Origin of the sequence: Halobacillus sp. B23F22_5 (assembly GCF_043497085.1) — a bacterium.
GTDB lineage: Bacteria > Bacillota > Bacilli > Bacillales > Halobacillaceae > Thalassobacillus.
Genome location: NZ_JBIEKI010000001.1, coordinates 182,616 through 206,776 on the forward strand (window position 1 = coordinate 182,616; position 24,161 = coordinate 206,776).

General features: G+C 45.5%; 24 protein-coding genes and 1 riboswitch. Of the genes, 13 read left to right on the forward strand and 11 right to left on the reverse strand.

The annotated features are described in order from the left end of the window. Positions 1–201: 201 nt before the first annotated feature. Both ACGTN9_RS00910 and ACGTN9_RS00915 read left to right on the forward strand, forming a co-directional pair. On the forward strand, positions 202–2,124 hold the full coding sequence (locus ACGTN9_RS00910; RefSeq protein WP_499589617.1) for an endonuclease MutS2: 1,923 nt from the start codon (positions 202–204) through the stop codon (positions 2,122–2,124). A 218-nt stretch (positions 2,125–2,342) separates the two neighbouring features. Further along, positions 2,343–3,509 carry a lactate 2-monooxygenase gene (locus tag ACGTN9_RS00915; RefSeq protein ID WP_499589619.1) on the forward strand — a complete coding sequence of 389 codons (1,167 nt, stop codon included), beginning with the start codon at positions 2,343–2,345 and terminating at the stop codon, positions 3,507–3,509. A 174-nt stretch (positions 3,510–3,683) separates the two neighbouring features. Here the strand turns inward: ACGTN9_RS00915 and ACGTN9_RS00920 are convergent, their stop codons facing one another. After that, positions 3,684–4,043, reverse strand: coding sequence for a DoxX family protein (locus ACGTN9_RS00920; protein WP_499589621.1), 360 nt, complete (start codon positions 4,041–4,043; stop codon positions 3,684–3,686). 102 nt (positions 4,044–4,145) lie between these two features. Next, a complete protein-coding gene (locus ACGTN9_RS00925; RefSeq protein ID WP_499589623.1) occupies positions 4,146–5,267 on the reverse strand; it encodes a M14 family metallopeptidase in 1,122 nt (373 codons plus the stop codon). A 209-nt stretch (positions 5,268–5,476) separates the two neighbouring features. Between ACGTN9_RS00925 and ACGTN9_RS00930 the strand changes: the two genes are divergently transcribed. From ACGTN9_RS00930 to aceA, 4 genes are all read left to right on the forward strand, one after another. Further along, complete coding sequence (locus ACGTN9_RS00930) at positions 5,477–6,826, forward strand: dipeptidase (RefSeq protein WP_499589625.1); 1,350 nt, start codon at positions 5,477–5,479, stop codon at positions 6,824–6,826. A 44-nt stretch (positions 6,827–6,870) separates the two neighbouring features. Then, on the forward strand, positions 6,871–7,242 hold the full coding sequence (locus ACGTN9_RS00935) for a YbaN family protein (RefSeq protein WP_499589627.1): 372 nt from the start codon (positions 6,871–6,873) through the stop codon (positions 7,240–7,242). A 311-nt stretch (positions 7,243–7,553) separates the two neighbouring features. Further along, positions 7,554–7,676 (forward strand): hypothetical protein, encoded by a 123-nt coding sequence (locus ACGTN9_RS00940; protein ID WP_499589629.1) that lies wholly within the window; start codon positions 7,554–7,556, stop codon positions 7,674–7,676. 109 nt (positions 7,677–7,785) lie between these two features. After that, positions 7,786–9,081 carry an isocitrate lyase gene (gene aceA, locus ACGTN9_RS00945; RefSeq protein ID WP_499589631.1) on the forward strand — a complete coding sequence of 432 codons (1,296 nt, stop codon included), beginning with the start codon at positions 7,786–7,788 and terminating at the stop codon, positions 9,079–9,081. A gap of 134 nt (positions 9,082–9,215) precedes the next feature. On the opposite strand, the gene eutH is transcribed toward aceA, so the two are convergent. Together eutH and ACGTN9_RS00955 are read right to left on the reverse strand one after the other, a co-directional pair. Continuing rightward, positions 9,216–10,292 carry an ethanolamine utilization protein EutH gene (gene eutH / locus ACGTN9_RS00950; protein WP_499590483.1) on the reverse strand — a complete coding sequence of 359 codons (1,077 nt, stop codon included), beginning with the start codon at positions 10,290–10,292 and terminating at the stop codon, positions 9,216–9,218. 248 nt (positions 10,293–10,540) lie between these two features. Further along, positions 10,541–10,723 (reverse strand): aspartyl-phosphate phosphatase Spo0E family protein, encoded by a 183-nt coding sequence (locus tag ACGTN9_RS00955; protein ID WP_499589633.1) that lies wholly within the window; start codon positions 10,721–10,723, stop codon positions 10,541–10,543. A gap of 164 nt (positions 10,724–10,887) precedes the next feature. Beyond that, positions 10,888–10,992, forward strand: a riboswitch (SAM riboswitch). A gap of 170 nt (positions 10,993–11,162) precedes the next feature. Here ACGTN9_RS00955 and ACGTN9_RS00960 point away from each other — a divergent pair. Continuing rightward, positions 11,163–12,275 carry a 5-methyltetrahydropteroyltriglutamate--homocysteine S-methyltransferase gene (locus ACGTN9_RS00960; RefSeq protein WP_499589635.1) on the forward strand — a complete coding sequence of 371 codons (1,113 nt, stop codon included), beginning with the start codon at positions 11,163–11,165 and terminating at the stop codon, positions 12,273–12,275. Positions 12,276–12,333: 58 nt separating this feature from the next. Here ACGTN9_RS00960 and ACGTN9_RS00965 read toward each other — a convergent pair whose 3' ends face one another. After that, a complete protein-coding gene (locus tag ACGTN9_RS00965; protein WP_499589637.1) occupies positions 12,334–13,407 on the reverse strand; it encodes a PRK06851 family protein in 1,074 nt (357 codons plus the stop codon). A gap of 125 nt (positions 13,408–13,532) precedes the next feature. Here ACGTN9_RS00965 and ACGTN9_RS00970 point away from each other — a divergent pair, with 125 nt between their 5' ends. Continuing rightward, a complete protein-coding gene (locus tag ACGTN9_RS00970) occupies positions 13,533–13,928 on the forward strand; it encodes a VOC family protein (RefSeq protein WP_499589639.1) in 396 nt (131 codons plus the stop codon). 14 nt (positions 13,929–13,942) lie between these two features. After that, the gene (locus ACGTN9_RS00975) at positions 13,943–14,326 is read left to right on the forward strand and encodes a VOC family protein (protein ID WP_499589641.1); all 384 of its coding nucleotides are present in this window, start codon (positions 13,943–13,945) and stop codon (positions 14,324–14,326) included. Here the strand turns inward: ACGTN9_RS00975 and ACGTN9_RS00980 are convergent, their stop codons facing one another. From ACGTN9_RS00980 to ACGTN9_RS01000, 5 genes are read right to left on the reverse strand one after another with little or no spacing between them, the layout of a single operon-like run. Next, a complete protein-coding gene (locus ACGTN9_RS00980) occupies positions 14,327–15,436 on the reverse strand; it encodes a GerAB/ArcD/ProY family transporter (protein ID WP_499589643.1) in 1,110 nt (369 codons plus the stop codon). A gap of 16 nt (positions 15,437–15,452) precedes the next feature. After that, positions 15,453–16,559, reverse strand: coding sequence for a GerAB/ArcD/ProY family transporter (locus tag ACGTN9_RS00985; protein WP_499589645.1), 1,107 nt, complete (start codon positions 16,557–16,559; stop codon positions 15,453–15,455). Positions 16,560–16,577: 18 nt separating this feature from the next. Next, entirely contained in the window at positions 16,578–16,805 is a 228-nt protein-coding gene (locus ACGTN9_RS00990; protein ID WP_499589647.1) for a hypothetical protein, read from the reverse strand. A gap of 5 nt (positions 16,806–16,810) precedes the next feature. Then, on the reverse strand, positions 16,811–18,016 hold the full coding sequence (locus ACGTN9_RS00995) for a Ger(x)C family spore germination protein (RefSeq protein ID WP_499589649.1): 1,206 nt from the start codon (positions 18,014–18,016) through the stop codon (positions 16,811–16,813). Continuing rightward, positions 18,013–19,596 carry a spore germination protein gene (locus tag ACGTN9_RS01000; protein ID WP_499589651.1) on the reverse strand — a complete coding sequence of 528 codons (1,584 nt, stop codon included), beginning with the start codon at positions 19,594–19,596 and terminating at the stop codon, positions 18,013–18,015. The genes ACGTN9_RS00995 and ACGTN9_RS01000 overlap by 4 nt, the downstream gene beginning before the upstream one ends. 556 nt (positions 19,597–20,152) lie before the next feature. Between ACGTN9_RS01000 and ACGTN9_RS01005 the strand changes: the two genes are divergently transcribed. Both ACGTN9_RS01005 and ACGTN9_RS01010 read left to right on the forward strand, forming a co-directional pair. Next, the gene (locus ACGTN9_RS01005) at positions 20,153–20,335 is read left to right on the forward strand and encodes a YjzC family protein (protein ID WP_062443282.1); all 183 of its coding nucleotides are present in this window, start codon (positions 20,153–20,155) and stop codon (positions 20,333–20,335) included. Positions 20,336–20,433: 98 nt separating this feature from the next. Beyond that, entirely contained in the window at positions 20,434–21,435 is a 1,002-nt protein-coding gene (locus tag ACGTN9_RS01010; protein WP_499589653.1) for a helix-turn-helix transcriptional regulator, read from the forward strand. A 51-nt stretch (positions 21,436–21,486) separates the two neighbouring features. Here ACGTN9_RS01010 and fdhA read toward each other — a convergent pair whose 3' ends face one another. After that, positions 21,487–22,701, reverse strand: coding sequence for a formaldehyde dehydrogenase, glutathione-independent (fdhA, locus tag ACGTN9_RS01015; protein WP_499589656.1), 1,215 nt, complete (start codon positions 22,699–22,701; stop codon positions 21,487–21,489). Between the two features lie 223 nt (positions 22,702–22,924). Between fdhA and ACGTN9_RS01020 the strand changes: the two genes are divergently transcribed. Together ACGTN9_RS01020 and ACGTN9_RS01025 are read left to right on the forward strand one after the other, a co-directional pair. Then, on the forward strand, positions 22,925–23,677 hold the full coding sequence (locus ACGTN9_RS01020) for an Rv1352/Rv1906c domain-containing protein (protein WP_499589658.1): 753 nt from the start codon (positions 22,925–22,927) through the stop codon (positions 23,675–23,677). A gap of 96 nt (positions 23,678–23,773) precedes the next feature. Next, positions 23,774–24,154 (forward strand): nuclear transport factor 2 family protein, encoded by a 381-nt coding sequence (locus ACGTN9_RS01025; RefSeq protein WP_499589660.1) that lies wholly within the window; start codon positions 23,774–23,776, stop codon positions 24,152–24,154. Positions 24,155–24,161 lie beyond the last annotated feature (7 nt).

The window sequence follows — 24,161 nt, forward strand, 5'->3', positions numbered from 1 at the left end:
GTGTTATTTGTGCTGAATTAATTAGGGGTAGTTAAGAACAGGCATACCCAAAGGTTTTAGAAAGAGCTATGACGGGCCTGTCATAGCTCTTTCTTTATATCTGCATGCAGAATGGTAATGTGTTAAAGCCATCGCGGGGGAAGTACAGCCTGCGATGGCTTTTTTGTATCTTTAACTAATTAATAAAGGAGCTTATTAAAAGTGAATAAAAAAGCGATAAATGATTTAGGATTTAATCAAATTATTGAAGAGATTGCTTCTAACGCACTGACACACAAAGGAAAACAGACAGTACGTGCATTAACGCCTATGGTAGATAAGAGGCAAATTGAACGTTCATTTCAGGAAATTGGCGAGGCTATCGCAGTAATGCGCATTAATTCCAGTGTACCGATTCATTCTTTGGATTCAGTGATTCGTTCGTTGGAAGAGGGAGAGAAAGGGCGTTACCTTCCAGTCGGTTCACTTCAAGGGATTATTGAGTTTTTGGATCATTGTCGCAAGCTGAAGCGGTTTATGGATGATAAAGGATATGTTGCCCCGACGATTTCCGTCTATGTCGATTCCATGGCAGACTTAACCTTCCTGGAGGAGGAATTACGAAGGTGCTTGAAAAATGGAAGAATCGATGACTATGCCTCCAAAGCGTTATTAAAAGTCAGGCGTGATTTACAGACAGAACAGACAAAACTGAAAAATCGAGCCCAGGAAGTGCTGAAAAAACAATCTTCTTTTTTACAAGAACAAATGATTATAGAAAAGAGTGGTCGTCTTACCCTTCCAGTTAAACGAGAATACCGCCTGAAAGTAAAGGGGGCGGTAATTGATACCTCTTCTTCAGGGGCCACCGTTTTCATGGAACCGAAGGAACTGAAAGAGCGGCAGGACATGATTGAATATATGAAACTGTCTGAGCAGCATGAAGTTGAACAAATATTGTACTACCTGACTGGGACTGTACTTGAATACAAGCAGGAAATCCTCATTGCTATTGAGGTCATGCATCAGTACGATGTCATTTTCGCCAAGGCTAAATACGCCAATCATATAAAGGCTGCTATGCCTGGACTGAACAGAGAGAATCGGATTGCGCTGATTGATGCCCGTCACCCTCACCTTGGGAAGGAGGCTGTACCATTAACAATCGAAATGCAACCAGAGGAACAAGCGTTGATGATTACCGGCCCTAATACAGGTGGGAAAACTGTGACCCTTAAAACTACTGGTCTATTAACGATGATGGCCCAGGCAGGCTTATGGATCCCGGCCAGTCCGGAATCCCAAGTGATGATATTTGATGATATTTTTTGTGATATTGGCGATGGACAAAGCATTGAGGCCAATTTAAGCACCTTTAGTTCAAGGCTTGTCAATATCATTGAAATCTTACAAGATGCTCGACCGGGAACCTTGGCATTAATTGATGAAATCGGTTCAGGCACAGAGCCTAATGAAGGGATGGGTCTGGCTCAGGCTATTTTGGAGCAGTTGGTGACGAAGCAAGCGAAACTTATGGTTACGACCCATTTTACAGAGATGAAAGAGCTTGCTCATCAGCGTGATGATTTTATCAATGGTTCCATGTCCTTTGACTTGGAGACATTACAACCGACCTATAAATTGGTGATTGGGGAAGCGGGTGATAGTCAGGCATTTCAAATTGCATTAAAGCTGGGGCTTCATCCTTCCATCATCCAGCGTGCCCATGAAGTTACCTATCACGAAAAAAAGGAGTACCCCTTGGATCGAGAAATGCTTAATTCTAATGAAATGAAACAGCAGATAAACGTTCCACGCTATAAGAAAAAGAACACTGCTTCCAAACGAGAGACTACATTCTCCCGTTATAATATGGGTGATAATGTGAAGATAAAAGCAACAGGGGAAACAGCCATTGTTTATAAAGGGCCAGATGACAATGGAGATTACATCATCCAGCAGAAGGATAAAAAGCTGAAAATGAATCATAAACGACTGGAGCTGTACATCAAAGCTCAGGAGCTTTATCCTCCTGATTACGATTTTGATACCATCTTCCAGTCTAAGGAATACCGAAAAGTTACTAAACAGCTTGACCGTAAGCATGTGGAAGGTCTGACCATTGAGACCGAAGATGATTGTTAGAGCTTGATGATTAGTGTGAAGTAACTACTGACCCTTTCCGATTATGGAAAGGGTCTTTTTTACCAGTGGGGAGATCCTTTCACTGAAGTTTTCTTTCTGTAGGGGGATGTTTCCTGGCTTATACGTAGTTGCCATCTTTTCACATTATCGGTATTCTAAAAATAGACAGAATAATCAGACATAAGTGCGAACGCAATTTTAAAAAAAGGAGTGTATGCATGCAGAACTTTGGAAATCAAGTACAGTTCCGTTTATATCAGACGATGCAGCAACCGGATCCAGAACGGCTTCCGGTGGTTTATGAGGAGTGGGAAGAAAAAGCCAGGGAAGTGCTACAGGATGGTCCCTATGATTATGTGGCAGCCGGCGCTGGAGCGGGTAAAACAATGAAAGCAAACCTTAACTCCTTTGATCATTGGGAAATCATTCCGAGGATGCTCCGAAATGTGGAACAGCGAGATTTAGACATACAGCTATTTGGCCATACATACCCGTTTCCAGTCCTCCATGCACCGATAGGAGTGCAATCGATCATCCATGAGGACGGGGATTTAGGTTCTGCAAGAGCGTGTGCAGAACTAGGTGTGCCGTTTATTACGAGCAGTGCTTCGACGACGCCGATGGAGAAAATTGCTGAAGAAATGGGAGATGCACCGCGGTGGTTTCAATTATATTGGAGCAACGATCCGGATATCGCAGCCAGCTTTTTAAAAAGAGCAGAAGCTTCCGGTTACTCGGCAATCGTAGTGACGCTGGATACCCCGATGATGGCCTGGCGGGAAAAAGATCTGAAGAATGTTTATCTTCCATTCTTGTTAGGAGAAGGTGTAGGAAACTACTTTACGGACCCGGCATTTTGTGCCAAGCTGGGGAAATCTCCACAAGAGGACCCGGAAGCGGCGATCAAGCTATGGACCCAAGTGTTCGGTAACGCTGGCTTAACTTGGGAAGATATTGCCTTCTTGAAGGCTAATACAAACCTCCCTATCATACTAAAAGGCATTCTTCACCCGGATGATGCTAAACGTGCCCTGGAATATGGAGCAGATGGCGTAATTGTATCCAATCATGGTGGGCGCCAGGTAGATGGGGCGATAGGAGCACTTGATGCATTGCCTGGAGTCTGCAACGTTATTCAGGATAAGATTCCTGTCCTAATGGATAGCGGAATAAGGAGAGGTTCCGATATTATTAAAGCAATGGCTTTAGGAGCTAAAGCAGTACTTATAGGGAGGCCGTGCATGTATGGCCTGGCGGCAGCTGGACAGCAGGGAGTAACAGAAGTATTGCAAAATATGATTGCTGACCTGGACATTACGCTGCCATTGTGTGGGGAAAGTTCTGTAAAAGACCTCAATGCAGCGATTCTCAGAAAAGCAGAATGATAGAAGGCTAACACAAAAATAGCAGTGCTGTTTTGTGTTAGCCTTTTTGGTATTATTTTCGCTGATTGAAAATGAGCGTGTCTTCAGGTACTTTTGGTGAAATCCTCAGGTTTTTTCATGCTTTTTAACAAAGCAGAAAAGCACAAAAAAGACTCCCATTATAAGGAGTCTTCGTCATAATCCACGTGGATAGTTTCGATAAAGGATAAACAGCAATCCTAACATCACTATATCCAAACGTGCATGGAACAAGGCCTGCACAAACCCGTCGTGCAAGGCTGGAACTTTTGTCAGTAAAATAGCGGCAATGATTATAAACATTAAAATAATAGCAGAATTTTTCACATACTTATCCATAATCAGCATGATGCCGGCTGCCAATTCTACTGTAGCGACCGCATACATCAATTGCACCGGGCTTGGAAGTCCCAGATTTATAAATATATTCGCCAGATCCGAGTTGAGCAGCTTCATCAATGCTGATGTGATGAACACAAATGCTACTAAATAACGGATTAATTTCATAGTCGTCATCGCCTGTCCCCCTTTGTAAGAGACTATGCACGCCGGTGACAGACAATGACTAGCATTTGGGAGGTATTGCCCGTAAAAAAAACAGAGCTGAACCCAGCCCTGTTATACTATTTCTTCTTTTTTCAAGATGGATTCTATACCAAAACGTCCTTCTTTCAGTACAGCTTCCCGCCACTTTTGTTCTTCTGGATAGAACATGGCTTTGAATTCATCAAGAACCCATTGCCGATCTTCCTCTTTTTCTGCACCTTCCCAGTATAGCCGGTTTTCGAGCACAATGGTTGTGAACTCGCGTAATTCGGCTTTCTTTCCTTCCCCAAAGGTACCAAATTCGAATAATGCGGAAAAAAGCTCCGTGTCAGGGTATTCTTCCTTCCTTAGTTTATGAAAATGGTTGGTAGAGTCGCCTTTTACCTTTTTAGGCGTGAATTTTTGGATGTTTTTCATTCCATAAAAGGATTTCAGTTCATCTTCATCACGCTCATCAAGTTCTGATGCGACCATAGTGATTTCATTGGTCGGGCCAAGAGCGGTATGCCAGTCCATATGGATGACTTTCGTGTAGTCTGCCAGCAGTTTTCGCTGCATCTTTTTTAAGAAAGCGGCCGACTCTTCCTCTTTATTACCGCCGAAATAGACGCCTTTTTCATACTCGAACTGTCCCATCCCTTTCGCTTCTTTGATGGCACTGTACCCTTCCTTGGCTAACGCCTTTGTCAGTTGGGCATGAAGCTCATTTTTATCGTTTTTCAAGTAAGTAATTTTTCCATTAGGAAGAAAGAGTTCACTTTCTTTTTCGTAATTTTTATTAACGTCCTCAGGAACAGAGTTCTCATCATAGAGCTGGTTCCGGTTTAAGTCGACGTTGTTTTCATTGACACGACGAAAATTTCTCATCCCCCATGGGTTGAGCCCATGAATCAGGCAGATACCCGTCGTTTCAGGGTCCATCTGGTTCAGGTATTCATCGACAAACAAACGAATGACTGCTGCGCCGGCATATCCTTCAATGCCGTGCTCCCCAGAAGTGAAGAACAACACTTTGTCATTAGAAGAACGTGCGTCAGCGTATATCATATCAATGGTGTTATCCTCCCCCGCTGAAATGGTTTCGCTTGTCAGCTCGGCTTCTGGCCATTTTTCTTTTATTTTATCGAGGTGGCTGCGAAATGCAGCGCGTGATTCTTCGTAACTATTAGGAAAATAGTGTAGAGGTTCGCTCATGAACTACCCCATCCTTTCCGCTTTTATTTCTTTCTTTATTTCCACAATGAAGGATTATCAAACTACTATCTGTTTCAATTACCTGTGTAATGAGGTGGCAGTCCGTGTTATAAGAAAGGAATTTTCCAAACACTTAAAGGGCGCCATTTTGTGAAAAGTTGCTGGTCTTGATTATAATAGGGTTAATGAAGATTGAAGGAGGTTATATAGTGAAGGAGAAGGTTCAGGTACATAAAGACGCATTTTTGCAAGAGTTGGAGGAGTTTTTGAAAATTCCGAGTATCTCCGCTGTTGAAGCTAATAAAGATGACGTTAAAAAAGGAGCGGAGTGGGTAGCCAAGTCACTCGAAAACATCGGGATGGAGCATGTGGAAATCATTGAAACAGACGGTCATCCGATTGTTTATGGCGACTGGCTGCATGCAGAAGGGCTTCCAACGGTGCTGATATATGGCCACTATGATGTCCAGCCGCCGGAACCATTAGAATTGTGGGAAACACCGCCATTCGAACCTGTGATCCGCGATGGAAAAATTTTCGCCCGCGGGGCAACCGATGATAAAGGCCAGCTGTTTTTGCATATAAAAGCGTTAGAATTGTTAAAAAAGGAACATGGTACCCTGCCTGTGAATGTGAAATTTTGTATCGAAGGGGAGGAGGAGATTGCCAGTCCGAACCTTGGTCCGTTCATAGACGCCAATGCGGACAAGCTCGCTGCTGATGCCGTGCTGGTTTCGGATACCTCTTTTATTGAAAAAGGCCAGCCGGCGATTTGCACTTCACTCCGTGGAGCGTTGGCGATGGAAGTCCAGGTGAAAACAGCTAACTCCGACCTCCACTCCGGTGCTTATGGAGGAGCGGTCCCAAATGCTGTTCATGCGTTAGTGCGCTTGCTCGATTCCCTGCATGAAGCGGATGGAAGAGTAGCGGTCGAAGGATTTTATGAAGGCGTGCCGGAACCGACAGAGCAATTGCGCAAAGAAGTGGCCGAAATTCCTTTTGACGAAGAACAGATGAAACAGGAACTGGGTCTTGATGCATTGTTCGGTGAAGCGGGCTTTACTTTTCATGAACAAACCGGCATTCGGCCGACCCTGGAGATCAATGGCGTGTCCGGCGGCTATCAAGGAGAAGGGATCAAAACAGTCATTCCAAAAGAAGCGAGCGGCAAAATCAGCTGCCGGTTAGTTGGAGACCAGGACCCTCAGCGGGTTTACGAATTGATCGGAAAACATTTAGAGAAGCACAAGACGGCCGGTGCAAAGGTGAGCACGAAGCAGTTCATTCAGGCGAAGCCGGTTGCTCTGGATTCCCAGGATCCGATGATTCAAAAAGCCGCTGATGCTTATGAAAAAGTTTACGGCGTTCGTCCGCTGTTCCCAAAAGAAGGCGGCTCGATCCCGATCGTCGAGGTATTTGCCCGGGTACTGGAAGCGCCGGTCGTACTGATGGGATTCGGATTGCCGACAGAGAACCTTCACGCACCAAATGAACATTTCCATCTCGAGAATTTTGAAAAGGGAATCGAGACGATCTGCGAGTACCTTCAATCTTTCTAATTACTGTACTAATACAGAATTCCACTTAAAGGCGTGTCGTAGCAATGAATTTAATTTTACGCATCACTCTTATCGTTTCGGGGTTCATTACATTATTTCTTGGCATCCTCGGCATCATTCTGCCGTTATTGCCGACGACGCCATTCTTATTGCTGTCGGCCGCCTGTTTTGTCCGGAGCTCGGATCGGCTATATCACTGGCTGATCACTAATAAATGGTTCGGCAGGTATATCCGTGATTTCCGCGAAAAGCGAGGCATTCCATTGAAAGCGAAAGTCATCGGTGTGACTGTTTTATGGGTATCGATGCTGTCCTCTGCTTTTCTTTTTGTGGAACTCTGGCTGATCCGGGTACTGATGATTCTAATCGGTGCCTTCTTCACCTATGTAATGCTGTCATTCAAAACACTGAGATAACAAACGTAAACATCGCTGTTTACGTTTGTTTTTATTTGTTCCGCCTTATCTCCGCTATCTTCTTACTTAATGTGCACACCTTCTGTCCTGTCTCAATAACCTTCTTCCCTAACGCTGTCATGTTCTTACTTCACGCCATTACCAAGGAGGAACAGCAAATTTTTTCTATGAAAAAACACCTATGTCATAGACTAAAGCACTAATTCGTAAAAAATTCTGAAAAAACGGTTGCATTTTTTGACCAAACTATATAGACTGTATCATAACAGTTAATCAAAAATATTTTCTGTATTATAAAAGGAGGAGTTAACATGAAAAAACAAAACGAACGAAACAGCGGACATTATTGCCCGGAGTGCGGTACACCAGTGGGAGATCACAGCGCGATTTACTTTATGGAATGTGAGCATTGCCTGGCTAAAAGTGAAGAGTAAATTTTTTTGAAGCTACTGTTATATAATAGAGGTAAATTTAATTGAATGTAGTATAACAATTGCTGATAACTATTTTATATAACCATTTCTTTAAGGAGGAGTCAGATTTATGAAGCAAGAAAGAATCGAGAATTTGAAGGCACAATGGGAACAAGAACGTTGGGAAGGTATTACGCGTCCGTATGAGCCGGAAGATGTCATTCGTCTCCGCGGTTCGATGGACATTGAATATACATTAGCGAAAAAGGGCTCGGAAAAATTGTGGAAGATGCTGAATGAAGAAGGCTATGTTCATGCGCTGGGAGCACTGACCGGCAACCAGGCGATGCAGCAGGTGAAAGCAGGACTGAAAGCCATATACTTAAGCGGCTGGCAGGTGGCGGCAGATGCCAACTTGTCCGGTCATATGTATCCCGACCAAAGCCTTTACCCGGCAAATAGTGTGCCGCAGGTAGTCAAACGAATTAACCAGGCATTGCAGCGTGCTGACCAGATCCACCATATGGAAGGCAAAGACGACATCGACTGGTTCGCGCCGATCGTTGCCGATGCCGAAGCTGGTTTCGGAGGTCAGCTGAACGTATTTGAATTGATGAAAGGCATGATCGAAGCAGGGGCATCTGCGGTACACTTCGAGGATCAGTTGTCTTCTGAGAAAAAATGTGGCCACTTGGGAGGAAAAGTACTGCTGCCGACCCAGACAGCGGTGCGCAACCTGATATCAGCGAGATTCGCAGCGGATACGATGGGTACTCCAACCGTCATTATTGCCCGGACGGATGCCAATGCGGCAGATATGATTACGAGTGACCTTGATCCGTATGATGCGGAGTTCATGACCGGTGAACGTACAGCGGAAGGATTCTTCCGCACCAAACCAGGCATTGAACAGGCGATTTCCCGTGGTCTTGCATATGCGCCTTATGCCGACTTGATCTGGTGTGAAACTTCGGAACCGAACCTGGAAGAAGCGCAACAGTTTGCTGATGCCATCCATGAGAAGTTCCCTGGAAAGCTGTTGGCATACAACTGTTCGCCATCGTTCAACTGGAAAAAGAAGCTGGATGACGAGACAATCGCCAACTTCCAGAAGGAGCTTGGCAAAATGGGCTACAAATTCCAGTTCGTTACACTGGCAGGTTTCCACTCCTTGAACCATGGCATGTTCGAACTGGCACGCCAGTACAAAGACCGCGGCATGGAAGCCTATTCCGAGCTTCAGCAGGCTGAATTTGCCAGCGAAGAACACGGCTACACCGCTACCCGTCACCAGCGTGAAGTCGGCACCGGCTACTTTGATGAAGTGGCTCAGGTTGTCTCCGGTGGAACATCATCGACGACTGCACTGAAAGGGTCTACCGAAGCAGATCAATTCACTGAACGAGAACTGTCTCCTCAAAAATAACCAGAAAAAGGGTGCCTGGCGGGCACCCTTTTTTAAATGAACGACAAGAGTTTGTAATTGTGCGAGTTTGCCAGCTAAACGTGCAATCTCGACCGCTAACTTTGCAAGTTCACCCCGCAAATCTACGCCGGCATTCAGACAGTCTTTTTCAACGCAAAAACTGCCAGCGCGATCGCGCTGAATCCGCTGACGAGTTTTCCGACAATCATGGCGAAAACCATCTCCTGATTGACTCCGGCGACAAATCCTAAATGTCCACCGAACACAAACGCTCCACTGACTGCAAACGCAACGTTAATGACTTTTCCTCTCGGTTCCATCTCCTTCAGCAAGGCAAGCATCGGAATATTATGCGCCAGCGATGCGATCAGGCCAGTTGTAGAGGTTTCACTGATACGCAGCCAGCCGCCGATTTTAGATAAATATTTATCAAATACACGGGAGATGAACGCGACCATCGGAAAGGCGCCAGCAAGGAATATAGCGAGCCTGGCAACAATTTGAATCCCTTCATCGAGTGGGGTCAAATTGGGAATGACAACGAATCCGGTCAACGTTTCCACCGCAATCGCGGTGAGCCCGATGATCGCTAAGCTTTCCACACCTTTGCCGAACCAGGAAAACCCAGTAATCATCATCGAAGGCTTTTTCCATAACCCGATAGCAATTACAATAGAAAAAATAATTGTAGGTACCAGGTTTATGAGAATAATACCAGTATCCAGTCCCGCCACCATGGCTCCTGAAAAAGCACCGACCGGAACCGTGATCAGCCCGAGTAGAATGCCTTTGGCGAAGTAGGGATGGTCCTGTTTTTCTATGATTCCGAGCGCGACAGGAATGGTGAACACGATCGTAGGGCCCATCATCGTGCCAAGGAATACCCAGGCGAACAGTTCGGCATCCGGGTGCTGTGACATTTCGGTTGCGAGCGAGTAGCCGCCCATATCGATGGCCAGAATTGTGTTCGCAAAGGTGGCTGGATCGGCCCCAATCAGTCCGTAGACCGGAGCGATGACAGGGGTCAGGAATGTTGCTATCACCGGTGCCAGGGAAATGATACCGACCATGGCAAGTGTGAGGGAGCCCATGGCCATGAACCCTTCCGTGAAACGATCGCCAAACCCGAACCGGTTACCCAATATTTTATCGATAGCTCCTACACAGAGGAACCCGATTACGATTAGTATGATAATGTCGTTGATTCCCATCTGCCCTCTGCCCTTTCGTTTCAAGTTAATTCCTATCATAGTAGAGGAGTGGGCAGAATAGAAGCTTTAAGTGCAAGAATCTGGCTTGTCAGTTTCCAGCGCCGAGTTTTTCAGGCTGGAGATAAGGTGATTAATAGAATATTGGAAGCTTACTGGTGACGAGGGGTCACCTTTGGTGGGTAGTACATGGTTTGCTTCATAGCTGTAAAACCAGCTTGAAATTACGAAGGTAATCTTTGGGAAAGCACTCACTCAAAAGTAAGCTCTTTTGATTTCTTGAACTTGTTGGTGTAAAGGTTGTATTCATTCAATAGTTCATCTAAGTATTGAGATATTTTTACAATTTCAGGATAGTGGTGATCCGTTATATACAGGTGGTACAATTTTTCTCGTTGTTCTTCAATTTTTTGTTCCAGTTCGCCTTTTTTCATCTTTATTCCCTCCATTTCGTTACATAATTCGATAGAAAAAGTTTCCAAGTGGGGGTGGAAAAAACTTCAAATTGAAGCATCAGAAAAAATTTTTTCCGGCTTTATTTTTTTCTTTACAGCTGATATGATTACTAGCATACTACTTTCTGAAAATTGTATATAGTTTCTTATCGAGAGAGGTCGAGGGTATGGCCCGGTGACACCTCAGCAACCTGTATGATTACAAGGTGCTAATTCCTGCAAGTTGAAAAAAACTTGAAAGATAAGAAGTGGCGAATTCAATTACAAAGTCTCTTCTTATTGGAAGAGGCTTTTATTTTTTATACTTTAAGTAAGTTTACCTTTGTTAAAGGATTAAAGTATAAGAAAAAACGAAGGCTTTCGCCATAAATACCTGGTGACAAGCCCAACTTTTTCTAAGCAGAGGAGAGGATCAGAAATGGCAGAAACAAAAACAATAAGAGCACCATTCCGCGGGGACCATGTCGGGAGTTTCCTCCGGCCGGAGCGGCTGAAGAAAGCACGCCAGCAAAGAGAAAAAGGGGAAATCTCTGCAGAAGAATTAACGAGAATAGAAGATGAAGAGATTATCAAACTTGTAGAAAAGCAAAAGGAAGCCGGCCTGCAATCCATCACAGATGGAGATTTCCGCCGTGCCTGGTGGCATTTTGATTTTCTCGAAAATTTAGAGGGAGTCGAAGGGTACGAGCCAGCGTCAGGCATCCAGTTCAAAGGGGTGGAAACCAAGCCCCATTCTGTCCGTGTCATTGACAAAGTCGATTTCAGCGACAGGCACCCGATGATCGAGCATTATAAATTTCTCCATTCACTCGTAGGGGAGGAACATACCCCGAAGTTCACGATTCCAAGCCCGAACATGTTGTTTTTCCGTGGGGATATTAACAAAGAAATCTATGAAAATGAAGACGAGCTGCTGAAGGATTTGACGAAAGCCTATCAAAAAGCAATCCAGGCATTTTATGATGCCGGCTGCCGCTACCTTCAGCTGGATGACACATCCTGGGCAGTGTTTTTCTCGGAAGAAGGCCAAAAGATGATTCGTGACCGTGGCCAGGAGCCAGATAAATTAAGGCAGCTATTTGTCCAGGCCATCAATACTTCTATTGCTGACAAGCCCGATGACCTCACTATTACAATGCACATTTGCCGTGGGAATTTCCGCTCCACCTATACAGCATCAGGAGGGTATGACGCTGTTTCCGAGACATTATTCAGTGAACTGAATGTCGATGGATTGTTCCTCGAGTATGATGACGATCGCTCAGGCGGATTCGAGCCGCTCCGTTATGTGAAGCGTGGTGACCTCCGTGTGGTACTTGGATTGATTACGTCTAAAACCGGCGAGCTCGAAGACAAAGACCGCATCAAAGCACGTATTGCGGAAGCGAGGGAGTATGTACCGTTAGACCAGCTGTGTCTCAGCCCGCAATGCGGCTTCGCATCCACCGAGGAAGGCAATATTCTTTCGGAAGCGGAGCAATGGGCGAAAATCAGGCATGTTATCGAAATCGCCGACGAAGTGTGGAATTAACTAGAAAAGCCAGCCACTCAGGATAGTGGCTGGCTTTTTGGTTTGGATAAAAAGGCAATCAGGCCTTCTGTGAGGCGTCAATTTCGGCGTTCAGCTGCTCAACCAGCGTATCCACTTTGCTGTCATCGGTTGCAGCAGCGTAGATGTGCTCAAGCTGGTCATGTAATCGCTTCGCTTCCTGTAAAATGACGATACCGTTTTTCATATAAGACTTATAGCTGCGGTTCAATTCCATGATCGCGGTGGCGTAATTTTCGTCTGTGCCGGGGGTAACGGCTTTTTCGTAAATATCAATGATTTCATCGCTATCTTTCTCTGGAAAATATTCATGTGGATCGGTGCTATCAAAAACACAGAATCCCAGTTCACGTACGACCACCATATCCATGCTTTCCGGGTCAAACCCGCAATGGTACATTTCAATATCAAAGCCGAGCTCCTCCGCTTGGGCTGCGATTTTTTTCAATAATGTAGACTTTCCTGTCCCTGCCCGACCTTTGATGAAATAGCGTTTATCCAGATCTTCAGTAAGGTTTTCGATATAGTCCATCACGCCTTGAGGAGTCGATGCGCCAAAGAAGCGGTGCTTAATGACGGCTTCACGGCCCGTTGCTGTTAACCCTTCGAAGAATCGATCGTTAAGCTCTACAGCCAGCTGGTTGGCTTTGGCAAAATCCATCTGATTGATGTAGATCTCCTCCAGGCCATCGTGAATGTGCAGACCAGTTGCAAAGGAAGCGTGCGCTGAAGAAAATTCGTTTTCAATTTTTTCTTTCAGACCGAGGATTTCATCTTCCTGATCGACCAGCTGATCTGTATCGATGGAAGTATCTGCATCGACGTCCTTTCCGGCACCATTGTATAAGTCGCCGTCCACGAGTCCGATTTTCATCTCCGGTAAAATGACGCCATCCAGTTCTTCCGGGTCTGATGAACGATGGATCAACTCGACCGCCATGCCTTTTTCCTGTGATGCATCTGCCAGTTTCTTCATAATATTTGATTTTACAGCTGGAGAGGTTCCGTTCAGTTTATATACCAGGCCGATATCCTGAAAACAGCTATCATACAATGTGTAAAATCCTTTTGCCGTATGGTCGCCGGCGAAATAGTGGAGTACTTTTGCCTTCACATTAACACGCTCCCCGATTAGTCTCTTTTCCCTGTATAATAAGCTATGCAAAATACGTTTATGGGTGAGTGTCTAGGAGGATTCCTGTATCATCAGTCGAAGTAGTAAGGGAATGGGGGGATTCTATGAAATTGACACATGTACGATTGCTTGTCGATAATTACGAGGAATGCTTCTTTTTCTACCGGGACACCCTTGGCTTTGAGGTTGCCTGGGGAGATGAGCATTCGAATTATGCGAACTTTGAGGGAATAGGAGATGCGACAATAGGCTTGTTCGAGCGAAAACAGATGACTGAAGCGATCGGGGAAGTCTATGATCGCGACGCGGAAAGCTATGATACTACGACGCTCGTTTTTAACGTGGACAATGTTGAAGAGGTTTACCACGAGTGGAAAAAGAAAGTTTCCTTTATCACCACACCGACGGAACAGCGGGACTGGGGTATTAAGGTGGCTCATTTCCGCGACCCGGCAGGGAACTTGATCGAGCTTTACGAACCGATCCCAGGTTCGATGTAAAAAGGAGGATAACAATGCGTATTTATATCACCAGTGTGTTTGTAAAAGATCAGGCGAAGGCGTTGCAATTTTATACCGAGGTACTCGGGTTTGAGAAAAAAATGGACCTTCCGGCGGGAGATTTTCGCTGGTTGACGGTGGTTTCACCGGAAGGGTCGGGCGATATCGACTTATTATTGGAACCGAACCTTCATCCAGCGGCAAAACAATATCAGGAATCAATTTACCGGGAAGGGATTCCAGCAGCGTCTTTTGCTGTAGATGATATCTATGATGAGTATGAACGCCTCGAGGGGCTGGGTGTGAAATTTACAACCAGACCGACGAAAATGGGAGGATCAATGGTTGCTGTTTTTGACGATACCTGCGGCAATGTAATCCAGCTTGTCCAGGCTTAATCACTTACTTGTTTTCAACATTTTATATCGGATGAAGGCGACCCCGATCAATAAGGATGGCAGAATGAATTGCAGCGGGACATGGACATACAACGGTACAATATTCAAACCGATATCCACGTGACTTACGTAATTATGGCTGATCAGATACGTGGTGACCAGCAACAGGACCCCCGTGCCGCTTACAAGCCAGATCCGCTTAGAACGCGGGATATGAAAAGTTTTATGCATGCCGAGGATGGCGGCGTGAAAGAATATAGCGATTTTAAAAAAGCCGAGAATGATCATAGTTATGATGATTAACGGGTCCATCCGCTGGATAATGTCCTGGATATTGACGAGTGAAATGGTTTCCAGAAGGGGTATCGTCAACAGCTTGGCTGCTTCCGCTCCGTGGACAGCTAAAATCGTAACCTGAGTCAGGGTCAGCATCAACCCGCTGACAATCACCCCGGCAATGCCAATACTCGTCTTTTTGTCTGGAGCAGCAAGATAAGGGAAAAACATCATGAACACGATCAATTCACCGAATGGGAACGTCATCCCCTGGGGGAAGACAGTCGTCAGGATTGGCTCCCAGCCTTCATCCAGGATGGGCTGCAGATTTCTGAAGTCCGGCAGTCCATCGATGTAAACAAATAAAAGAAATAAGGCACTAAAAAAGATGACCCATGGGAAGAAAGTTTCTGCTGTTCTTGCGATCACTTCAATTCCAAGGTAGGAAGCAATCACCACCATGAATGTAAATACACCTGCTACCACGATCAGGGGAGTCAGTCGCAATATGGTCATCTGGATGAGATTGCTGAAATCACCGAGCACCCTCGCTGCGATATAAAAAAAGTAACCGATATAGAGGAAGGCGATCACCCGGCCGATGATCGGACCCGCAATTTTAAGGCCAGCTTCTGTCAAGGTAAGGGTCGGATGATAGTTAGCTAAGTGGGTGAACAATAAGTAGAGAACAATCCCTGCCAGCATGCTTAGGAGAATCACGATCCAGGAACTTCCGCCAGCTTCATAAGTGAACCCAAGCACGACCGCACTGCCAAGTTCAAATAAGAGAATCATTATAAAAAATTGGAGTCCATTGATTTTTTCTGTCCCCATTATTCAACTTCCTCTCTTAGGATGGCTTCTTCCCTTGCCCCCCCCGAAGCCTGCCAATAAAGGAAAGCAGCAGCGGGTAGGCGATCCCGAATGTAAGGGCAAACCATAACCAGGTCGTTTCATTCCATTCGTTGGCGTAGGTCGTACTCGGGTAGACGATTAACGATAGAGCGACCGTCAGCATCCCCATCGGTACCGTTATCGTGCGGTACGTTTTTAGATTCAATGTCTGTGCCAATACAGTCACAGAGGCATAAAAATATAATGATAATTTAAAGAAGATGGTCAGCAGCCAGGAAACCGCAATGACAACCTCTGCCCGTTGAATCAGACCCTCCACATTCAGGCTTTTGGCAACCACATAGGTGGGATACGTTTGATTAGCAGTTATTTTGACACCCAGTACCGTGGTGGTAACAAATGTAATTGCCACGATAAAACCTCCAGCTATCAAGTAGCTGATTAACAATTTTGGAAACGCTCGATTCTTATCTGTGACCAGTTTAGGGTAAAACATGAACAATACAATCAGAGGCAGCATGGAGACGCTGACGTCGAAAAGAGCTCCTTCCAAAACAGGCTTGAAGCCCTCATCAAGTAAAGGCCGAATCAGATCGATTTTTACCGAAGGAATACTGAACAAGAAAATAATCATCAGCAGGGTAACAATGTAAGGGAAAAATATTTCGGCCGTCCTGGAGATAACTTCGATTCCTAATAATACCCCATAGACGACAGAGGCCATTAGCAGGAAATGGAGGAACATCATCGGCGTTTCCGGCATGATTTGTGTTACGAGAAAATTGCCGATCACCCATAAAACGGTGGCGGCAGATAGCAGTGAAAAAAAGGCAAACAGCAGGGATACCATTTTACCGATCCATTTTCCTAATACCTGTTCACTGATATCGACAAGATTGCTGCCTGGGAACTGCCGACTGATCATCCAGAATAGGATGACGATGACCATACCGATACCGACGGATAAAATAGCGCTCAGCCAGGCATCATTACCGGCATAATTGGCCAGGCTAGCTGGAGAGAGAAGGATGGAGGTACCGATAATAAATAAAATCATCAATAAATTGAACTGTCTTAATGTGATTTTTTCGTTGAGTTCCATGACCTTCCCTCCCATCTATCAAGAGAACCATTGTTTCCATAAGTTATTCAGTGGTTGATAAACATAGGCGATGCCATCCAGAGGGTTCGGGACAGGGATGTTGAACCGGTACAGCATAATAATGGTCGCCGCCGTCGCCCATATACAGGCGTAGACAATCATATCTTTCCATAACCCCTGTTTGCGCAATTTCCTTATACCAGCTCCCGCCCATACGAGCAGCGTGGTCAATAGAATGACTTCCATAGCTGCTACTCCTCCATGTCCTTCTGATAAGCATCAACGATCGTACCCGTCCGTTTAATATTTACTTTTACTTCCACTTCTGTTTCAACTTCAGGAAAGATGTTCTCCCAATCTTTGCTTACAGATTTCCAATACGTTTTATCTGTACGATGAATCAGTTCTCCAAAGCCTAGTACATCACTTTTTAATTCTTGCTGCAGCACTTCGACCGTGCCTGTGACCATGGTTTTCATCCGCTGTTCAAACTGTTTTTCAACCTGATGTATGACAGCTGTTTCAGAAAGCTTCAACGGACATTCGACTTCTGCGATCCCGGCATCGATTTCAATAGAAACGGTCACCTTTGGCTTTCCAGCTTGGACGACGGCTTCCATTGAGCTGGTGGCGTCAAAAATTTCCAAAGTGATACCGCCTTGGGCAGCATCCTCACATGGAGCGTATTCAGCGGAACTATGAACCTTGTCGACAATATAGCTATACCCTTTGCTTTGCTCCTCCGTCAGCCAGCCGACCAGCTGTTCTTTCTGGAAGACTGCAAGCCGGCTGATTTCGATGCTTGTTGGTGAGTTTACTTTTTCGACGTTGTCGAGGTTGCTCCCTTGCTCCGGATCCCCAATGACATGCATTCCAGTAAGCACGGGGTTATCTCCCTCCGAAAGCATGGCACTGAGTACATCACTGATTTTCACCGATTGAACCGGAGCCCAATACTCTTTTCCGCCTTTGATTGCTGAATACGCTTTTTCTGCTGGAATTCGTTCTAACGGCGTCAGCACTTTCAGTAAATCTTCTGCTTCCATGCCTTCTGCGACGGTCAAATGGAAGTCTGTCCTCATTTCATGATCACGGGATAAGAAGTCCAACGCTTTCCCGATACCTTCTTTGGCCATTTCTTCTCCAAAAACAATTTCCCTCACGTGAGCCATATAGACCTGACGCGGAGTCTGGGTGATCAGCCTCCTGACGGTTTCAAAAATAGAATTGCCAACAGCGGTATAGGTAGAAACCGCGGTACGTGTCGTCATTTCCTGGGAAGAAACTTCACTCGGGTTGATCACCTGGACCGTAACTTTATACTGATCTTCCTGAAGGTCGATTCCGATGGCGGTCACAATCCCAATTTCGTTCAGTTCCCGTTTACTCCAGCAGCCCGACAGCAAAAGGGCGCATATACTTAACGTCGCCAGCTTCAGTAAGGTTTTTCGTTTCATTCTTGTTTCTTCCTTTTCTTCCGTCGGGAACGCTTCGGTGGTTTCGGCGCTTCTCCTGCTTCCCGGGTGATATTCTGCTGGCTGATCAGACGCGGCCGGGTAGTGAGTTTCCACCGTGGAAACCGGAGAATAGCATCTTTCTGATCCGCAACAATGAACGGTGCCATTGGTGCCAGGTAAGGCACACCGAAAGACCGCAGACTCGAAAGGTGCAGCGTCAGAATGATCAGTCCAAGCAGAATTCCGAATAATCCGAGCGTAGCAGCAAGAACCATGAAACCGAAGCGTAGCATCCGGATCGATATCGCAAAATTAAAGCTTGGAGACACAAAGCTTGAAATCGCAGTCAACGATACGACAATGACCATGGCAGATGAGACGATGCCAGCTTCAACTGCTGCCTGCCCAAGCACCAGCGCCCCGACAATTGAAATTGCAGATCCCACAGCCTTAGGAAGGCGGACTCCCGCTTCCCTGAGAATTTCGAAGGTGATTTCCATCAGTAAGGCCTCTACGAAAGCCGGAAATGGCACACCTTCCCGTTGTGCCGATAAGCTGACCAACAGCGAGGTCGGGATCATTTCCTGGTGGTAGGTGGTTAAGGCGATGTAGACTGATGGCGTCAGTAAGGCAAGGAAAAAGGCTAAATAACGAATCATACGGATGAGTGTTGAGAAATCCGCCCGCTGAAAATAGTCCTCTGCTGACTGGAAGAAATTCACGAATAAGGCCGGGACAAGCAGCACGAATGGGGAGCCGTCCACGACGATGGCGATCCTTCCTTCCAGGATACCGGCCGCAATCGTGTCGGGCCGTTCACTGTTGTACACCGTCGGAAAAGGTGTATACGTTTCATCCTGGATTAATTCCTCTACATAGCCGCTGTCTAAGATTGCGTCAATATCGATTTTATTCAATCGATGATAGACTTCTTTGACAACCTTCTCATCGGCTACTCCGTGCAAGTAAACGACCGCTACATCTGTTTTGCTCTTGGAACCGATCGGTTTACTGCGAATCCACAGGTTTGGGTCTTTAATCCTTCTCCGCAGCAGAGCTGTATTGGTCCTGAGTGTCTCTGTAAAACCTTCCTTCGGCCCACGTACGACCGATTGTGTTGAAGGCTCCTCAACGCCCCGTGACTCCCAATCTCTCGTATCAATCGCCATCGCCTTTATCGAACCATCCAGCATGACGACAGTATCTCCGGATAACACGTGATTGAACAGCTTTTCCATCGTATCAATTTCGGTGATGTTGCCGCCTGTCATCGCGAACTCTTTAATAATCTGATAATCTTCTTTTTCTATCGTATCCAAAGGCGTCTGTCTGATTTGCACCATTAATGTATCGAGTACAAATTCATGAACAATCGCTTCGTCTACAAGCCCGGACGTATAAAGGACAGCAATATCCATAGCGCCAGTCTGACCAGCCTTAAAGTTTCGGATCACAATATCCGTACTATCGCCGAGCGTCTGCTTGAACTGGTCAATGTTATTTTGAAGCGATTTTCCAATTTTGTCAGGGGGAGTATTCTCCTTGGGGGTTTGACGTTTACGACGGAAAAATCTTGACATGATAAGCAACCCCTACATTATTAGTTCTAGTTTCTCTATCCCCATCCTTACCATCTTTTTAGTAACCTATACTATTAACTGGCAATAACCAAATCCTGTAAATTGGTAGTCCGCCCAAATGAAAACGCCCCGCAAAATAAGGAGGCGTCAGGTTATTTTTTTCAGCGGCCAGAAAAGGACTCGTTGGGAACGTGCATAATGATAGAGCGGGTCGCCAGGGTCGAGCGATGGGATGTCTGCTGCAAAATATCCTGATACATGTGCCCACTCCTTTCCAATATCTTTTTGAATTCCCTACCCATCTAATGTCCAGTTCCAAACAGCCTTCCATTCGTAGCTCCTGTTTTTAGCTTTTCGCACTATAATCGTACGTCCGTGCTGATTAATTGGGCAAGTTGCGACGATAAACGTCGGCCTCTACAGTTAAATGTGCATGCCATGTCTCCTATCATCCTTTTTGCCCAAATCTGCCAAATTACGTTTATTATTATGGCCAAGGTGCAATGAAAAGAGTAACACCCTTTACAATAATAAAAATTCAGGAGGTATGATGAACATGGCTAATAACAAGCATAAAACAGGCGAAAAAGCACCAGAAGGCGGCACTTACAAAGTAGAAAGTCTTGTGAATGGCGGGGACGCCAGCAAGGATGATACATCTATTAAATTAGAAAAAGGCGAACAGTTCCCTCCTTCTACGGAAACGGGCGAAGCAGCGTACTGGACGAAAACTTCATAATATATAATAAAGCAGCCTTCTGATATCAGGGAGGCTGCTTTATTATTTAGTAGTTAATGGTAAAATATAGATAGTTTTAACAGAGAGGGTGGCAGTTTATGAGTAATCTGACAACCCGGGAACGGGTATTGGTTTTGAAAAATGTGCTCGAAAAATACACGGATGATGAAAACGAACTGACCTTAAATGAAATTGTCGACCGCCTACATAAAGAATTCGACCAAAACTACGATTTTAATAAACGTTTGATTAAAGAAGACCTCAACACGTTCGAGACGTCCAATGTCATCGATCTGATCGTCAACCAGGAGATGAATGGCAAGCCGAAATATTACAGTTTCCAGAACCGCCTGTTTGAAATTCAGGAACTCCGGCTCTTAAGCGATGCCGTCGTGTCTGCCCGGTTCATTACCAAGAAAGAAAAAGAGCGGCTGATCGGAAAAATCAAGCAGCTGACGAGTGAAAATCTCGCCGCCAAACTGGAGAACCAGATTCATATCGATCATGAAACAGCGCATAGCCAGTCCAGCAAAGTTAAATATGCCATTTATAATTTACATAACGCTATCAACGACCATAAAACGATTAAGTTCCAATATGGCAGGTACAACGTGAAGAAAGAATTCATCCTGAGCAGGGACGGGAAAACGTATCATCTTCATCCGTATGCTTTAGTGTGGAATCAGGACTATTATTACTTGATCGGCTGGTCGCCGGAATATCAGGATCTCCGTCATTTCCGTGTCGACCGGATCGTGAAATTGCAAATCACGGCGGAGGAGTTCAAGCAGCAGGATGACTTTGATATTTCGCAGTACACCCACCAGCTCTTTAACATGTTCACCGGAACCGAACAATGGATCGAAATCAAATTTGCCGACCATCTGATCAACGTCATCATCGACCGGTTTGGAAAAAACGTCCCGATCAAAGAAGGGAGCGACGGCTATTTCACATTGAAAACGAAAGCAGTCCTAAGCGACGGCCTCGTCGGATGGCTGCTGACTTGGGGGAGCAGTGCGGAAGTAATCGGCCCGCCGGAGCTGAAGGATAAAATCAAAGCGGAAGCGGAGAAAATGTATAAGCTGTATCATAGGTGAGTAGATGAAAAAGCACAGAGCATCGATAAGCTCTGTGCTTTTTCTAGTTTTTTATCTTAGCATTCCGTGTGGGTCGATTACGAATTTTTTCGAAACACCACTGTCAAAATCACTATACCCCTGTGGAGCTTCATCCAGTGAAATGACGGTAGCATTGACTGCTTCCGCAATATTCGCTTTCCCATTCAGGATGGCCATCATCAGCTGGCGGTGGTACTGCATCACAGGTGTCTGCCCGGTGACGAAATGATGGGCTTTCGACCATCCAAGCCCGAATCTGACTTTCAATGAACCTTGTTTGGCATCTTCATCTTCCGCCCCAGGGTCTTCTGTGACATAAAGTCCGGGGATACCCATTTTACCTCCAGCTTCCACGACATCCATCATCGTGTTCAGTACAATTGCAGGTGCTTCTTCATGATCGGTACCGTGGCCATAAGCTTCAAAACCGACAGCATCAACAGCGCAGTCGACTTCCGGAACGCCTAAAATCTGTTCAATCAGCTCACCAGGGTCGTCATGCTCTTTCAGGTTAATTGTTTCACAACCGAAACTTCTTGCCTGTGCTAACCGTTCTTCCTTCAGATCTCCCACAATGACGACCGACGCTCCTAATAACTGGGCAGAGTGAGCTGCCGCAAGCCCTACAGGTCCGGCTCCCGCCACATATACGGTCGAACCGGTAGTCACACCGGCACTGATTGCACCATGATAACCAGTAGGAAAAATATCAGACAGCATCGTCAAATCTAAAATTTTTTCCATCGCTTTTTCTTTGTCGGGGAACTTAAGTAATTGAAAGTCCGCATATGGAACCATGACGTATTCCGACTGGCCGCCAACCCAGCCGCCCATATCTACATAGCCGTAAGCTCCTCCAGGGCGCTCGGGGTTGACGTTCAGACAAATATGCGTGTCCTGGCGTTTGCACATTTTACACCGTCCGCATGCCACGTTGAAAGGGACAGATACAATATCTCCTTTCTTGATAAATTCCACATCACGTCCAACTTCAATAACTTCACCAGTAATTTCATGACCGAGCACAAGCCCTGACGGGGCAGTCGTACGTCCGCGCACCATATGCTGGTCACTTCCGCAAATATTCGTAACGATATTCTTCAAAATTACCCCATGTTCACACTTCCGGCCTGCATTACTTTTCGGAACACCTGGGCCTTCATGAAGCACCAGATCCGGAAAGCTGATATCCTGCACTTCGACACTGCCAGCACCCGTATAAACGACTCCACGGTTATCTGCCAATATATATTCCTCTCCTTTAAGTAGTGTGAAGTAAGAAGCTCTGGGAAGTTGCATCTTTAAGACATTTCCCGACTTAGCATTTAATAAAACGCTTACATTTTACAACGATTTAAATTTATTCCTTTTACCCTTGCGTTTTTTTGTGAGGGTCTCTTTCCTATGCGGTGATACGATTTATCTACAGTAATCAATATAAAACACAACGAAAGGGAGCGTGTCAGGAATGGCTAAAGAAAAGGCAAAGAAAAGTATTTTTAAACGTTGGTGGTTTTGGGTCGTCGCCGTTATTATCATAATTGGTGTTTCAGGTGGTGGAGAAGGAGAGGATACAGAAGCACAAGTGGATGTAAATCCTGCCACTGAGGCAAGTGCTGAAGAACCGGCAGAGGAACCTGTGACAGAAGAGAAAGAAACAGCTGAAACAGAAGGTGCGGGAGAAACAGAAGCAGAGGAGACAGCAACTGAGGAAGAAGTAGTAGAAGAAGATACTGAACCTGAGCCTGTAACGTATTCCAGCGGGATGTATGAAGTTGGCACTGAAATTGAACCAGGAATCTATTACAATCCAGACGGCAGTGTCTATGCGGAAAGGTTAGCAGGATTCAGTGGTGAACTCGACGATATTATCGCTAATGCAAATCCAAACGGACCATATTACATGGAAATTAAAGAATCTGATGCGGCCGTCAGTTTTGGGAATGGTGGCTGGAGATTGTATGATGGTGCTGAAAAAGAGCGGCATGATATCAAGAAATCATTTTCCAGTGGAATCTATCTGGTTGGTGTAGATATTGAACCTGGCAAGTACAAACTTGAAGGGGACGGCATCTACTGGGCAAGACTAAGTGGAGTAAGCCTGGAAATGACGGATATTATCGCTAACGGTAATCCTACCGGTGGAAGTGCCATCGTAGAAGTTTCACCTAATGACTTTGCTTTTGAAGTAAGCGGTGGTGAATGGACAAAAGTGGAATAACTAGCAAGTAAGAGCGGGCTTTTCCGCTCTTTATTTGAGTATGGGGAGGAAAAAGATGGCAGTAATCGAATGTAACTAGTAGAGAGGAGTATATCTATGGAAAAAATCGAAGCAGTATTAAAGGATTACTTCCAGGCATGGAATGAAGGTTTTGTAAGCAAAAGCGGAAAAACGATACGTAAATTCATGTCCAGGAACTTCGTTGGCTACTGGGCGCACTCCAATCTCGAACAGCCTGATCAATACAAGTATGATGAGTATGACCTGGATGCCGTGTTACAACAATATGGGGATGCCGAGAAAAGTTTTGAAGCGGCATCGATTACTGAAAGACACAAGGGAAAAGAATATCTTGTGCTGGGGAGGGAAATCAACCGGATAAACGGGGATCCATACCCTGCTCAGTGTATGTTTGTCTGGAGAAAAGAAGGTGGGGAATGGAAGTTAGTAAGGGAATATATTGAACTGGAGCGATGAGAGCCAG